Annotated in this window: 13 protein-coding genes; 11 read left to right on the top strand and 2 right to left on the bottom strand. The window is 41.4% G+C overall.

All coding sequences use genetic code 11. The annotated features are described in order from the left end of the window. Nucleotides 1-39 precede the first annotated feature (39 nt). Both rnjA and ESZ50_RS09455 read right to left on the bottom strand, forming a co-directional pair. Nucleotides 40-1,740: a ribonuclease J1 gene (gene rnjA, locus ESZ50_RS09460; protein ID WP_148623358.1), complete on the bottom strand. Its 1,701-nt coding sequence runs from the start codon at nucleotides 1,738-1,740 to the stop codon at nucleotides 40-42. 3 nt (nucleotides 1,741-1,743) lie between these two features. Further along, nucleotides 1,744-1,956 carry a DNA-directed RNA polymerase subunit epsilon gene (locus ESZ50_RS09455; protein ID WP_148623357.1) on the bottom strand — a complete coding sequence of 71 codons (213 nt, stop codon included), beginning with the start codon at nucleotides 1,954-1,956 and terminating at the stop codon, nucleotides 1,744-1,746. A gap of 205 nt (nucleotides 1,957-2,161) precedes the next feature. On the opposite strand from ESZ50_RS09455, the gene ESZ50_RS09450 reads away from it, so the two are divergent. From ESZ50_RS09450 to ESZ50_RS09400, 11 genes are all read left to right on the top strand, one after another. Then, nucleotides 2,162-2,758 carry a hypothetical protein gene (locus tag ESZ50_RS09450; RefSeq protein ID WP_148623355.1) on the top strand — a complete coding sequence of 199 codons (597 nt, stop codon included), beginning with the start codon at nucleotides 2,162-2,164 and terminating at the stop codon, nucleotides 2,756-2,758. Next, nucleotides 2,758-3,246, top strand: coding sequence for a hypothetical protein (locus ESZ50_RS09445; protein WP_148623354.1), 489 nt, complete (start codon nucleotides 2,758-2,760; stop codon nucleotides 3,244-3,246). Before ESZ50_RS09450 ends, ESZ50_RS09445 begins: the two co-directional genes overlap by 1 nt. Before the next feature lie 139 nt (nucleotides 3,247-3,385). After that, entirely contained in the window at nucleotides 3,386-3,973 is a 588-nt protein-coding gene (gene def / locus ESZ50_RS09440) for a peptide deformylase (protein ID WP_148623353.1), read from the top strand. A 3-nt stretch (nucleotides 3,974-3,976) separates the two neighbouring features. After that, nucleotides 3,977-4,258, top strand: coding sequence for a UPF0223 family protein (locus ESZ50_RS09435; protein WP_148623352.1), 282 nt, complete (start codon nucleotides 3,977-3,979; stop codon nucleotides 4,256-4,258). Nucleotide 4,259: 1 nt separating this feature from the next. Beyond that, nucleotides 4,260-5,036, top strand: coding sequence for an inositol monophosphatase family protein (locus tag ESZ50_RS09430; RefSeq protein WP_148623350.1), 777 nt, complete (start codon nucleotides 4,260-4,262; stop codon nucleotides 5,034-5,036). Nucleotides 5,037-5,139: 103 nt separating this feature from the next. Then, entirely contained in the window at nucleotides 5,140-6,984 is a 1,845-nt protein-coding gene (gene typA, locus ESZ50_RS09425) for a translational GTPase TypA (RefSeq protein ID WP_148623349.1), read from the top strand. A 110-nt stretch (nucleotides 6,985-7,094) separates the two neighbouring features. After that, nucleotides 7,095-8,390 carry an APC family permease gene (locus ESZ50_RS09420; protein WP_148623348.1) on the top strand — a complete coding sequence of 432 codons (1,296 nt, stop codon included), beginning with the start codon at nucleotides 7,095-7,097 and terminating at the stop codon, nucleotides 8,388-8,390. Nucleotides 8,391-8,441: 51 nt separating this feature from the next. Then, on the top strand, nucleotides 8,442-9,140 hold the full coding sequence (locus ESZ50_RS09415) for a class A sortase (RefSeq protein WP_148623346.1): 699 nt from the start codon (nucleotides 8,442-8,444) through the stop codon (nucleotides 9,138-9,140). Between the two features lie 212 nt (nucleotides 9,141-9,352). Beyond that, entirely contained in the window at nucleotides 9,353-10,663 is a 1,311-nt protein-coding gene (locus tag ESZ50_RS09410) for an OFA family MFS transporter (protein ID WP_148623345.1), read from the top strand. A 173-nt stretch (nucleotides 10,664-10,836) separates the two neighbouring features. Then, nucleotides 10,837-12,618 carry an oleate hydratase gene (locus tag ESZ50_RS09405; RefSeq protein ID WP_148623344.1) on the top strand — a complete coding sequence of 594 codons (1,782 nt, stop codon included), beginning with the start codon at nucleotides 10,837-10,839 and terminating at the stop codon, nucleotides 12,616-12,618. Between the two features lie 301 nt (nucleotides 12,619-12,919). Next, on the top strand, nucleotides 12,920-14,116 hold the full coding sequence (locus ESZ50_RS09400) for a quaternary amine ABC transporter ATP-binding protein (RefSeq protein WP_148623342.1): 1,197 nt from the start codon (nucleotides 12,920-12,922) through the stop codon (nucleotides 14,114-14,116). Nucleotide 14,117 lies beyond the last annotated feature (1 nt).

The following is a 14,117-nucleotide window of genomic DNA, read 5'->3' as shown; positions in this document are numbered from 1 at the left end:
ATTAATAGCAATTGCTATTAATCCTTTTTAGAATGTTAATTAATTTTGAGCCGACTTTTCATTAATCATAATGAATTCGGGTAAGATTAGCGGACGTCGCTTAGTCTTTTCATACAAGAAACGCTGCAGATGAGAAACGACTGCGTTACGAATTGTATGTTCAGATGCGTTTTTGTCACGCATTGCGGTCAGAATAGCATGGAAAATTTCCTTGCGACCTTCATTGATCAATTCTTCTGATTCACGCATGTAGATGAAGCCACGTGATAAAATATCAGGGCCGGCAGTGATTTCCTGGCTGTTCAAGTCGATTGTTGCGACAACCACAACCAATCCATCTTGCGATAACATTTGACGGTCACGTAACACAGCTGCGCCGACATCGCCAATACCATTACCATCCACATAAGTGTCTTCGGCAGGGAAATGATCAGCCAAGCGTGCAGAATCAGCAGTCAAAGCCAATACATCACCATTATCTAGCACGAAAGTGTTCTCAGGTTCGACGCCAATCTCGTGGGCCAAGCCTTCATGAACTTTGAGCATCCGGTATTCACCGTGGACGGGCATAAAGAACTTAGGCTTAATCAGAGAAAGCATTAGTTTCTGCTCTTCCTGACCACCGTGACCAGAGGCGTGAATGTTGTTTACTTTACCGTGAATAACTCGAGCACCAGCTTCTTCTAATTCATTGATAACACGATTAACTGATTGAGTATTACCAGGAATTGGTGAACTTGAGAAAATCACTGTGTCATCAGGTTGAATTGAAATCTGTTTATGCGTACCATTAGCAATTCGAGCTAAAGCAGCCATTGGCTCACCCTGCGAACCGGTTGAGAGAATCAAAACTTCGTTTGCAGGTAGGTGATTGATTTCATGAGCGTCGACAAGCATTTCCTTTGGAATATCGAGGTATCCAAGAGCCATACCATTCGTTACGGCTGACTCCATCGAACGACCAAATACAGCAATTTTACGTCCGTGTGCCAAAGCGGCTTCAGTGGCCATTTGGACACGTGACATATTAGATGCGAAAGTCGCAAAGATAATCCGACCATCAATGTCATCAAACAATTTATCAATGGTCTTACCAACCCATTTCTCAGACTTGGTAAATTCAGCGCGCTCGGCGTTAGTTGAATCGGACATCAAAAGTAGGACACCCTCAGAACCAATTCGAGCCATCTTTTGTAGATTAGGTGGCTGTTTTGTTGTTGGAGTCAGGTCAAACTTAAAATCACCGGTTTCAACAATTGTTCCAGAAGGAGTATGAATTGCAACTCCAAATGTGTCTGGAATCGAATGGGTTGTTCGGAAGAACTCAACCGACATATTATCAAATGTTAGAATTGAGTCTTCGTTTAATTCGTGAAGCTCAGTGCTATTTAATAGACCATGTTCATCAAGTTTGTTTTTAATTAAAGCCAGAGCGAGTGGGCCTGCATAGACGGGTACATTGACGGCATTCAAGAAGAAATGAATGGCACCAATGTGATCCTCGTGACCGTGTGTGATAACCAATGCCTTGATTTTGTCACGATTTTCCTTGAGGTAGGTGTAATCAGGGATTACGTAATCAATTCCCAAAAGTTCGTCTTCGGGGAATTTAACACCGGCATCAATAATGATAATTTCATCACCATATTGAATACCATAAGTGTTCTTACCGATTTCGCCTAACCCACCAAGGGCATATACAGCTGTCTCGTCTGGACGAATCTCCAGATCCATTACCATAAGCTAGAACTCCGTTAGCTTAAAGTCTGCGGTTGTTTGCTCGTAGGCTAAAGCTTTCTCTGACAATTCCTCGATGAACTCAACATTGTATTCAGTGTTGCTTTCAACTGCTAAACGCGCAGCTGGCATCGAATCCATGTCGACATAGAGGGACATAGTGTTTTCCCGTTTTGGGTTTTGAATTTTGTTTGGTTGATAATAAACCTTATAAATCATAAATTTTTGCTCCTTGTTATCGAATCAGTCCGGTAATATCCAGACATTACTATGAATAAGTTTAGCAGATTTATGTATTTAAAGCTATATAAGAGCAACGAGCTCTTTGCTGGATAAGCTAATGCACAAAAGAGAGGCTTTACCTTTATCCGGACAATCAAATTTAGTAAACTAAGCTTATAGAAAATCACGGAGGCAAAAGAGGATGCGTGGATCAATTTGGAATAATTTGAAGTTTCGTCTGAGCGGTGCCAAAAACAAATGGCGCCGAACCTATGTGACGATGACAACACCCGCCGAGGTAAAACTCGCAAATGAACTGAAAAAGCAATTACCAACACGCTTTGCTAGTTATCTGTATGTTGGGGGGCAACGTGATCAAGCTACCGGACAAACACTAGCTGGCTACCTACTATTGACCTATAATCTGCCGGCGAGTCAGGGCGTAGTTGTTCGTGGTTCAACAGAGTCAACGATTGAAGCCGAACTGAACGCAATTATTGATGGCTTGGATAATATCTCAATCATGAACAGACAAGGCGGATCGTATGTTGTAGTTACTAGCCTAAAGGACTTAGTTCGCGAGTATAATGATTTCTCATTGGCCGAAGATGTACATGGAGCGTTAGCATCAAATTCAACAATTAAGCAGTTGAAGGCCGAGATAGCAACCTTGGCCTTAACATATCGGAATATTCGATTCGTTGCTTATGATCAGGTTGATAATCCGAAGGCACAGTTCTTGCAAGCAAAATTAGAACGGATTATGCTTGCTCACGCCGATTCTAAGAGGAGAAAATAATGCGCGGATGGTTATTGGTTGGTGTTGGTCTAGTAATTTTATTAATTGTTATTGTGACGATTATTCGGCGTCATGGCCGGCGCGTGACTGAGCGTGAAATCATTGAGTCACAGCAAATAGTCAATCAAGCTATAAAAAGCGCCTTGACAGTGTTGAAGGCGTTTGGTGTGCTTGAACCTAAAGATTTGACATCGGAATTGGTTGCCAATATTTGGGGCCATAATGTTATGGCGTTTGAATTTATTCTGCCGACAGAAAGGCGCGATGACGTAAAAAAAATTACTGAACGGCTGGATCTTGCCTTGAGCGATTATGCCCAAGCAAACGGCTTACATGCTTTTGGCATGCAAAAGGACCCATTGGTTGTGACCGATACTTGGTATGACAACGTGCATGACTATTTGCATATTGATGTTGCCTGCGTTAATAATGCGCAAACGTTGGCGTATTTGCGAGATTTGAAAAGGTTGAATCAGCCGTTGTTCTAAAAACTATATTTAGATATTGAGTAAACGATTGGCGACTTAATTGGCTAAAACGTGAGTAATTTAGGCGGGTAAGCCGGTCGCTTGCCTCGAAATAATGCTATACTGAAAATTAGTAATTATTGATTTAGGAGTGACAAAGATGTATTTAATGAACGATATTGTGCGCGATGGAAATGCCGTTTTGCGAGCACAAGCAGCAGTTGTTGAATTTCCATTATCAGATGAATTAAAAGCAGTAGCCAAGAATATGATGGACTATCTGGTTGTCAGTCAAGACGAAGAGCAGAACGAAAAGTATGGTTTGCGTCCAGGTGTTGGTTTAGCAGCTCCGCAGGTAGGTGTATCAAAGTTATTTTCATCGATTCTAATTCCCAGTGCGGATATTGACGAGCTAGATGAGGCAGATGTTGAAAGTGAAGATTACTTCTTCAAGGGTACGATTTTTAACCCAGTAATTACGCGTCAGTCTGTGAAGCAGGCGGCACTTTCAACAGGTGAAGGATGCCTATCAGTTGATGAGGATGTACCAGGATTCGTACCACGCTCAAATCGTATCACTGTAAAGTATCAGGATGAGACCGGAGAATCGCACGAATTAAAGCTGGAGGGCTATCCAGCAATTGTTTTCCAACATGAAATTGATCATTTGCATGGGGTACTGTATTATGACCACATTAATAAGCAGGATCCTTGGACTGAGCCAGCAAATACAAAGTTGATTGGATAAAATATGTCAGGCGATAAACAATTTAATTATCCGATGCTGGATGGATGGACGACCGCTGATATTATTGCCGTTTCGACTCTGTATTCGGCAGTCGCACAGGCCAACGAACAAGGCATCAAGAAGACTGATTTGATTGCGGCCTACCAGGCTTTTAAGTTGGTTGTACCCAGTAAGGGCGAGGAGAAGCAGCTTGATCGCGAATTCGGTTCAGAGTCTGGTTACAGCATTTACCGAACAATGCAGGCTGCGAAACAAGCGAAGAACATCGTAAGGCTGGAGGGGTGATATGACCCCGACCGAAATTAGAGCTTTAGACTTACAAGGTTTAAAATGGTTGCACACAGCACGATCATTGATTATTCAGCGAATGTCTGAGAATTTCCAAGTTGAAACCAAAGCTTCGCGGAGTGATTTGGTGACAAGTGTTGATCGTGAGGTCGAACAGTTATATGTTGAATTAATTCGGCAAGCGGATCCGGACGCATCAATTATCAGTGAAGAAGGTTACGGTGATCATCCGCAGGATCTCGCAGGGCATGTCTGGTTTATTGATCCGATTGATGGAACGATGAATTTTGTGAAACAACAAAGTGAGTTTGCATCAATGTTGGCGTTGTATATCGACGGCGAACCAATTTTAGGCTGGATTATGGACGTTATGGCAGATGACATTATTCATGGCGGACCCGAAGTTGGGGTAGCAATGAATGGAACCAGGTTACCCGCTGTTCAGAATGTTGGTTTAGCTGATGGAATTATTTATTTATCGGGTGCTCGGTTACTCTATAATCAGTTTGATTTTCAGGCGATTGCGCGTAGTGCACTAAGTTATCGTGTCTATGGATCAGCAGGTATATCCTTCATTCAAGTGTTGTTGGGTCGAGCGGTAGGCTACGCGAGTCGTATGAAACCGTGGGACTTTGCTGCTGGTGTGGCGCTGGGCGCTGGTCAAGGATTAACAGCGCGACTTATTGACGGCAGTAATATAAATATGTTATCATCAGGGACAGTTTTATTAGCAACTACACAAGCATTTGCTGACATTCAGTTGATCAGAAATTAGTTGAGCGAAAAGAAACGGGTCGATATTTCGGCTCGTTTTTGTGCGGAAGCGACAAATGAAATCGTTTACAAAGGGCGGACGCCCCAAAAAAGGAGAAATTATTTTGGCAAAGCGGGAAGATATTCGAAACATTGCGATCATTGCCCACGTCGATCACGGTAAGACGACGTTGGTTAACGAATTGTTAAAGCAGTCAGATACTCTTGATCTACGGACCGAGTTGGATGACCGTGCCATGGATACAAATGACTTGGAAAAGGAACGTGGAATCACGATCTTGGCCAAGAACACTGCCGTTAAGGTTGGGGATAAGCAAATTAACATTTTGGATACCCCTGGTCACGCGGACTTTGGTGGTGAAGTTGAGCGAATCATGAACATGGTTGATGGTGTGCTTTTGGTTGTGGATGCCTTTGAAGGTACTATGCCACAAACTCGATTTGTTTTGAAGAAAGCCTTTGAGCAAAATCTTGTACCAATCGTTGTTGTTAACAAGGTTGACCGTCCTGGTGCGCGTCCTTCAGAAGTTGTTGATGAAGTGCTTGACTTGTTTATCGAGTTGGGTGCAGATGAGGAACAACTTGATTTTCCTGTAATCTTTGCTTCAGCAATGAACGGGACATCATCATTGGATCCAGATCTTGCAACACAAGAACACACAATGAAGCCTGTCTTCGATAAGGTTTTTGAAACAATTCCAGCACCAGAAGACAATTCAGATGAGCCATTGCAATTCCAAGTGGCATTGTTGGATTATAACGATTTCGTTGGTCGTATCGGAATCGGACGTGTTTTCCGCGGTAAGATCAAGGTCGGAGACTCAGTTTCAGTGATGAAGGTCGACGGTAAAGCTGAAAACTTCCGTGTAACTAAGTTATTCGGTTACATTGGTTTGGACCGAATTGAGATTAATGAAGCCGTTGCTGGTGACTTGATTGCCTTGGCAGGATTGAACGATTTGTCAGTTGGTGAGACTGTTACAGATGCCGCTCATCCAGATGCCTTGCCAATCTTGCACATTGACGAGCCAACATTGCAAATGACTTTCCGTACGAATGATTCACCTTTCGCTGGTCGCGAAGGTAAGTTCGTTACAAGTCGTCAACTTGAGGATCGTTTGAACCGTGAGCTTCAAACTGATGTCTCATTGCGTGTTCAAAGTACAGATGTAGCTGCTACTTGGCTTGTTTCAGGTCGTGGTGAGTTGCATTTGTCAATCTTGATCGAAACTTTGCGTCGTGAAGGATTCGAGCTACAAGTTTCACGTCCAGAAGTTATCTACAAGGAAATTGATGGCGTATTGTCAGAACCATTTGAAGTAGTTCAAATTGATACTCCTGATGAGTCAACTGGATCAGTAATTGATTCAATTGCTCAACGTAAGGGTGAGATGCGTAACATGGAATCAACTGGTAACGGTACAACTCGTTTGGAGTTCCTTGTACCTTCACGTGGTTTGATTGGTTACTCAACTGAATTCATGTCAATCACACGTGGATATGGTATCTACAACCACACTTATGAGGCATACGGTCCAGTTGTTAAGAACTGGAATCCTGGTCGTCATAATGGAGCGTTGGTTTCAATCAACCAAGGTACGGTTACAACATATGCCATGATGGGTGTCGAAGATCGTGGAACATTGCTTGTGCACCCTGGTGACGAGATTTATGAAGGAATGGTTGTTGGAATCAACAGTCGTGACAACGATATCTCAGTTAACGTTACTAAGGCTAAGAACATGACCAACGTTCGTTCATCAAATAAGGACCAAACTGCGTCTGTTAAGACTCCACGTGACTTTACTTTGGAAGAGTCATTGGAATTCTTGGATGATGATGAATATGCTGAAGTAACGCCAGAAAACGTTCGTATTCGTAAGCAAATTTTGAATACTAGTGAGCGTGAGAAGGCAACTAAGCGTCGTAAGATGTCAACACAAGGTTAATCATTTAATTTGAAACAATCGATGGTATATTTTAAGACGATTGATTGATTTGTTTAAAAAAGCGTTTACTTTCAGTATACTGTGAGTAAACGCTTTTTTGGTGGGATGGAATGATGAATACAAAGACAAAGCAACTATCCTTTTTGGGAATCTTTTTACTGGGAATCAATGCAATTGTTGGTTCTGGAATTTTTTTGCTACCTGGACAGATTTATCACGAGACCGGGATTTTTTCGATTTTAACGATTCTGCTAGCGGGAGTGATGGCGTTTATCATTGCTTTGAATTATGCCGTTATGTCTGCAAAATACTCAGAAGATGGTGGCGCATGGATTTATGCCGACTATGTTTTTGGTCGCTTCGCTGGTTTTGAAGTTGGCTGGTTTGGTTGGTGGCTGGCAGTTATCACACTGAGTGCTGAGATCGTTGCTTTATTAACGGCACTGAGTACCGTCATTCCTGCATTGCACGATAAAGTGATTTTTAACGCCATTGCAGTTGTGATTTTACTGATACTAGGTCTGGTGAATTTCTTTGGCACTGCGTTAATGGAGCGTGTCGATAATATTGCAACAATCGCCAAAATCTTGGTTTTAATTATTTTTATTGGAATTGGTTTCTTTGCTATCAAGGGGAATAACCTGACCTTCAGCGTACCAGCTAACATGCAGACGCCCAGTGGCTTCTCAGGGCAACTCTCAAAGGCGCTCTCAATTATCTTCTATGTTTTCACTGGCTTTAATTTTCTACCAATTGCTGCTCGTGAAATGAAGAATCCGCAGAAGAATCTTCCAAGGGCATTGGTGTTAATCATGCTAACGGTGACATTAATTTATGCGGCAGTTCAAACAGTCGCAATTGGCTTACTAGGTGGAGATTTAGTTAAATCAACGTTGCCGGTTGCCGATGCTTTTGCAATTCTATTTGGTCCAGCTGGAAAATTATTCATCGTTGTTGGAATGAGTATTTCAATCTTGGGAGTCGCGATTGCTGGTTCGTTTAATGCACCAATTGAAATGGCGTCGTTGGCGAATGAAAAGCAGTTGTTGCCGAAAATATTCGGGCGGAAGAATCGCTATGACTCTCCTTGGGTTGCCAATATAGTAACGATAATCATGGCAGCTTTGTTAATTTTAAGTGGTGGTTATATCTTCTTGGTTCAATTAATTGTTTTGGCGTCGTTCGTTCAATATGTTCCGACGATTTTGGCAGTTATTAAAACACGCCATAGTCCATTAGTACCAGGAGCCTTTAAACTACCAGGTGGGATGTTATTACCGATTATTGCATTGTTAGTGATTGGCTATCTATTGACGGCACAATCACCAACCGTGTTATTATGGGGTGTAGGAATTTTCATCATTGGCTTAGTTATCTATATTGTTGATCGAAAGTTTAGTAGATAGCTTGGAGAATCTAAGCAACGAAAATATTTGGGATGTCGAGGGGAAGAAGAGATGCGGAAGTGGTTCAAGCGGTTCAGTTGGTTGCTATTAGTGTTGGTAGGTTTAGCTTTGATTTTTCATAATCAAATCGCCTTTTATACATTGTCAAAGTTTCAGCCAACGGTAACCCAAAAATCCGTAGCAAAAGGTAAGGAAAAGCAAGGTAACTATAAGTGGGAAAAAGTTCAATCACTTTCTGCTCAACAAGTCTTAAAGGCACGGATGGAGGCTGGAAAGATTAACTTTATTGGTTATGTGGCAATCCCAGAAATTGGATTAAATGTGCCAATTTCAAATGGGGTTGATAATATCAATATTGCATTAGGTGCTGGAACACTGAAGGAAAATCAAGTTATGGGGCAGGGAAACTATGCCCTAGCCAGTCATTTCATTCAAGGATCAAGTGGGCGCAACATCTTGTTTTCACCTTTATATTATTCAGGTAAGGTTGGTCAAAAGATTTATTTAACGGACCTGAAGAAAGTTTATGAATACAAGGCAACGGTCTATAAAGTTATCGATCCTCATCAAGTCGAAGTTGTTGATGATGTGCCAGGCAAAAAGATGATTACGCTAGTAACCTGTGATTACACGGCAGAGGCTGGTCGTGTTTTGATGCAAGGGACACTTGAAAAAGAAATGAATTTCAAAGACACACCTAAGTCAGTTTTGGACAAACTGGTGATGGATGACAATCGATGGGTTAAATAATTAAAATGGTTCAGGTAAACAAATGTTGTTGCTTGAACCTTTTTTTGTGCAAATTTAAAAAAGGTATATGTAAGCGCTTACCAAAAGAGTTATAATAAATCTAGAGAGCTCTACAAAGAATAAATAAGGGAGATGGGTATATTTAATTTAAGAAACAGAGAAATGGTTTGAGAAGCTATATGTTGATGATTTAGTAAGGAGAGTACAAAATCATGGATGAGACGATGCAGAACAATCCGAATAAGCGCTGGCTAGTCATTCTTGGGACGGTCTTAGTGCAAATCGGTGTGGGTTCATTTTACGCTTGGTCAGTTTTTAGTGTTGGTATTCAACAAATGACGGGAGCAACTGCTAAGGTTGTTAACGGTGTGCCAACTTTGGTTGGTGGCATTAAGCCCGCTACCATTTCATTTACCTTCACATTGGGTATGTTAAGTTTGGCTTTGGCGACGTTGATTGCGCCGAATCTTATTAAGCGATTTGGCATTCGGAATGTTAATATCGTAATGGGAATTTTATATGGGATAGCAGTTATTGCTCTTACAACAATTCATTCAACGGGACAGTTGGCATTATTATGGTTGTTTGGTGGTGTTCTATTGGGTGCTACAGATGGAATTGCTTATATTACAACTTTATCAAACGCAATTAAGTGGTTCCCTGAGCGGACAGGTTTAATTTCTGGAATCGCAGTTGCCAGTTATGGATTAGGTAGTTTTATTTTTAAGTATATCGATTTGGGTGTTGCAGGATCACTTGGCAAAATCACGGGAACAAACATCACTAAGACTTTAATGGTATGGGGTGTTCTAGCCATGATCATTATCGTAGTTGGTGCATTCTTCCTAAAGGATGCTCCAGAGCATCCGGTTGTTAAGAGCACTGCTAGTGGTTCAAATAACTTCACGACTAAAGAGATGTTGCATACACCACAAGCTTATTTGATTTTCATTTGCTTGACGACTGCTGTTGCGTTTATGGGCTTGTTGGGAGCTGCGGTTACACCGATGGCCTCTAAGTGGCTTGGTGAGCCCGCTACATGGGCTGGAACAGCCGCTGCTGCATCATTCGTGGCGATTGTGGCGATTGCCAATACAATTGGTCGATTTGTCTTAGGCGCCTTGTCAGACGTCATTGGGCGAAAGAGCGTCTTCTTCATTACATTTACGATTCAGTTAATCGCAATCGTAATGCTTTTGCTCAATCAAACGATGAGCGCACTATTGGTTAATTTGGTTATTATTGCAATGGCCTTTAGCTTTGGTGGAAATATTACTGTATTCCCGACTTTTGTGGGAGACTACTTTGGTTTGGAACATCATACACGAAATTACTCATTGATTTATCAAGGGTTTGGTGTAGGTGCAATTTTGGCAGGATTCTTACTTGCCAGTGGTAATCCTTTGAATCCACCTAAGACGATGCCTTTGAATTTCCATCTTACATTGGTAGTGTTGTTAGCAATGGTTATTGTAAGTTTGGTAATCTTGGTATTTATTCGCAAGCCGGTAAAGCATGCTTAATTAGCTTTGATAAATTTGATTTTTAAAAAGACTAGTCGATTATTAATATCGATTAGTCTTTTTTAAATCGGCTACATTTAACAGTGCTATTAGAATTGTTTATTGAAAGCGCTTAAATAAATACTATAATCAAGGTAAACATGGAAGTTAATCGAAGATTGATGGGGGTTAATATGCGATATACAAATGGAAATTATGAAGCTTTTGTTCGACCAGCAAAAAATGCTGGAATTGAAGATAAAACGGCGCATATTGTTGGTGGCGGTTTAGCAGGTTTAGCAACTGCAGTATTTTTGATTCGTGATGCATATATGCCGGCAGATAATATTCACATTTATGAAGAGTTGGATGAATTTGGTGGATCGTTGGATGGTCATTTCATCTCAAATGTCGGTCTTGTAACTCGAGGTGGTCGTGAAATGGAAAACCATTTTGAAACCCTCTGGGATTTATATCGAAGTATTCCATCACTCGAGATACCTGATGCTAGCGTTTTGGACGAATTTTATCGTCTGAATCGAGCCGATCCAAATTCATCCAACTGTCGAATTATTGCCAATCGGGGTGAACGAGTTCCTGATGATGGCGATTTTACACTTAGCAGACAAGCTCAGCAGGAATTATTGGATTTGTTTATGCGTTCTGAAGATCAATTGATTGGCGAGAAAATTGAAGATGTGTTCTCCGACGAATTCTTTGCCTCTAATTTCTGGCTATATTGGAGCACAATGTTTGCTTTTGAAAAATGGCATTCGGCTATTGAAATGCGACGTTATATTCATCGCTTTATTCATCATATTGATGGTCTACCAGATTTTTCAGCATTAAAGTTCACTAAATATAACCAATATGAATCGTTGGTGAAACCGGTACTGGCTTATCTACAGAAGCAGGGTGTGAACTTCCATTATGGGACGCAAGTCGAAAATGTTAGCCTACATGAAGGCACAGAGGAGCTGCAGGCCCAAGCACTTCAAATCAAGGAAGCGGATGGCACGGTAAAGCAGATTACCTTGACGTCAGATGATTTTGTGTTTGTGACAAATGGTTCGATTACAGAAAGCTCAACACAAGGCGACCAGCATACTCCGGCACCGATAACCAAGGAGCCTGGTGGCAGTTGGAAGCTTTGGGAGAAGCTTGCCGCACAATCACCAGCGCTTGGTAATCCAAAGGCCTTTTACCAAAACCTGCCGGCTGAAAGTTGGTATGTTTCAGCGACCTTGACCTTTAAAAATGCGCAGATCGATCCATATATCAAGCGATTGACCAAGCGCGACTTACGGACTGGTAAAGTTGTAACGGGTGGAATCGTTACGGTTAAGGACTCGAATTGGTTAATGAGCTTTGCCATTCATCGGCAACCCCATTTTAAGATGGATCAAAAGACTGACGAAACGGTCATGTGGGTTTATGGACTATTATCAAATACCGCCGGTAATTACATTAATAAGCCAATTGAGCAAGCCAGTGGCGCAGAAATTGCAGAGGAGTTGATGTATCACCTTGGGATGCCTGAGGCTGAGATTCATGACTTTGTTGAAAATGCGGTAAATGCAGTGCCAGTGTACATGCCGTTTATTACCTCTTACTTTATGCTTCGCCAGCCGGGAGATCGGCCAGCGGTGGTGCCAAAGGGCTCAAAGAATTTGGCTTTAATCGGTAATTTTGCTGAGTCGGAACAGCAAGATACAGTCTTTACAACGGAATATTCTGTTAGGACGGCAATGGAGGCGGTTTATACTCTTTTGGATGTTGATCGTGGTGTTCCAGAGGTATTTGATTCAGCATATGACGTCCGTCAATTAGCGAAGGCGATTTATTACTTATCTGATCGTAAGAAACTTGCGGATATGGAATTACCATTTATTGAGAAACGTTTAATTGAGCATGAAATGAAGAAATATACAGGAACATATCTCGGTGAAATTGCCCGAGATGCTAAACTTTTATAGTATATAACATGAAAGCGGATACATGTCTAGATGAGAGAATGTAGATATAGCGCTGTTTGTAAAAAATAATTTATAAATGGTATAGTTGATAAAATGAACATTAAAAAGCGTCTAAGCTGATTCGTTGACTTAGATGTTTTTTATTAGCTAAAATGGTATAGATAATTATTTTTGACAGAAGGTTATACAAAGTGTTTACAATATTTAGAAGAACTTACGGAGAACGTAAGTAAACTGCAAGGTATACTTATTTATAAAATTAAGTATTAAAAAATTTGCAAACAAGTAGGGGAAGTAATTCATGACGAAAGTAAGCATTCAGCATTTAACGAAAATCTTTGGTAAAAAGGTGAAGCCGGCATTAAAGTTGGTGGAATCAGGGGAAGCTAAAGAAGACATCTTAAAGCAAACTGGAGCGACTGTTGGTGTCTATGATGCCAATTTGGATATAGAAGAGGGCGAGATTTTCGTCATTATGGGACTATCCGGCTCGGGTAAATCGACACTGATTCGACTTTTGAATCGGTTAATCGAGCCCACAGCAGGTGAAATCTATCTTGACGGGCAAGATATTTCTAAGCTAAAGAAAGATCAGCTACTTGAAGTTCGTCGTAAGAAAATGAGCATGGTGTTCCAAAGTTTCGGTTTGTTCCCACAGCGGACAATTCTTGAGAATACTGAATACGGCTTGGAAATTCAAGGCGTAGCCAAGGCTGAACGACGTGAACGTGCAGAGAAGGCGCTTGATAATGCCAATCTATTAAGCTTTAAAGATCAATATCCAACACAACTTTCTGGTGGAATGCAACAACGAGTTGGTTTAGCGCGTGCGCTAGCGAATGACCCAGAAATATTATTGATGGATGAAGCCTTCTCGGCTTTGGATCCATTGATTCGGCGTGAGATGCAAGATGAGCTTTTGGACTTACAAGCTAAGTTCCAAAAGACAATCATCTTTATTTCGCACGATCTAAATGAGGCTTTACGGATTGGTGATCGGATTGCCATTATGAAAGATGGTCAAATCATGCAAGTTGGAACTGGTGAGCAGATTTTGACACATCCAGCGAATGATTATGTACGTGCCTTTATTGAGGATGTTGATCGTTCGAAGGTCTTAACGGCTGAGAATATTATGATTCCGCCTTTGACAACTAATATTGATGTTGATGGACCGAATGTTGCATTAAAGAAGATGCACGATGAAGAGGTTTCGGGACTGGTCGCTGTCGATCGCAACCGGCAATTTAAGGGCTTCGTAGCAAGTGAAGACCTTTATGCCGCTCGTCGGGAAAATAAACCACTCGCTGAAGCAGTAACAGAGATGATTACGATTCCTAAGGATACTTTAGTGTCTGAGGTTATGCCATTAATTTATGATTCGCCCACACCTTTGGCAGTTGTAGAAGAAGGTCGTTTATTGGGTGTCATTATTCGTGGTCGCGTGTTGGAAGCCCTAGCTGAGACAGAAATGAATATCAACGAGGGGGAAGCATAAT

It is taken from the genome of Weissella muntiaci (assembly GCF_008107635.1).
GTDB classification, from domain to species: Bacteria; Bacillota; Bacilli; order Lactobacillales; family Lactobacillaceae; genus Weissella; species Weissella muntiaci.
Note: the sequence above shows the minus strand (reverse complement) of the source record. Positions and strands in the feature narration are given on the sequence as shown.

Bases quoted from the DNA above. Each gene is read 5' to 3' on its own strand.
- rnjA (WP_148623358.1), bottom strand. From the start codon at position 1,740: ATGGTAATGGATCTGGAGATTCGTCCAGACGAGACAGCTGTATATGCC.
- ESZ50_RS09455 (WP_148623357.1), bottom strand. From the start codon at position 1,956: ATGATTTATAAGGTTTATTATCAACCAAACAAAATTCAAAACCCAAAA.
- ESZ50_RS09450 (WP_148623355.1), top strand. From the start codon at position 2,162: ATGCGTGGATCAATTTGGAATAATTTGAAGTTTCGTCTGAGCGGTGCC.
- ESZ50_RS09445 (WP_148623354.1), top strand. From the start codon at position 2,758: ATGCGCGGATGGTTATTGGTTGGTGTTGGTCTAGTAATTTTATTAATT.
- def (WP_148623353.1), top strand. From the start codon at position 3,386: ATGTATTTAATGAACGATATTGTGCGCGATGGAAATGCCGTTTTGCGA.
- ESZ50_RS09435 (WP_148623352.1), top strand. From the start codon at position 3,977: ATGTCAGGCGATAAACAATTTAATTATCCGATGCTGGATGGATGGACG.
- ESZ50_RS09430 (WP_148623350.1), top strand. From the start codon at position 4,260: ATGACCCCGACCGAAATTAGAGCTTTAGACTTACAAGGTTTAAAATGG.
- ESZ50_RS09420 (WP_148623348.1), top strand. From the start codon at position 7,095: ATGATGAATACAAAGACAAAGCAACTATCCTTTTTGGGAATCTTTTTA.
- ESZ50_RS09415 (WP_148623346.1), top strand. From the start codon at position 8,442: ATGCGGAAGTGGTTCAAGCGGTTCAGTTGGTTGCTATTAGTGTTGGTA.
- ESZ50_RS09410 (WP_148623345.1), top strand. From the start codon at position 9,353: ATGGATGAGACGATGCAGAACAATCCGAATAAGCGCTGGCTAGTCATT.
- ESZ50_RS09405 (WP_148623344.1), top strand. From the start codon at position 10,837: ATGCGATATACAAATGGAAATTATGAAGCTTTTGTTCGACCAGCAAAA.
- ESZ50_RS09400 (WP_148623342.1), top strand. From the start codon at position 12,920: ATGACGAAAGTAAGCATTCAGCATTTAACGAAAATCTTTGGTAAAAAG.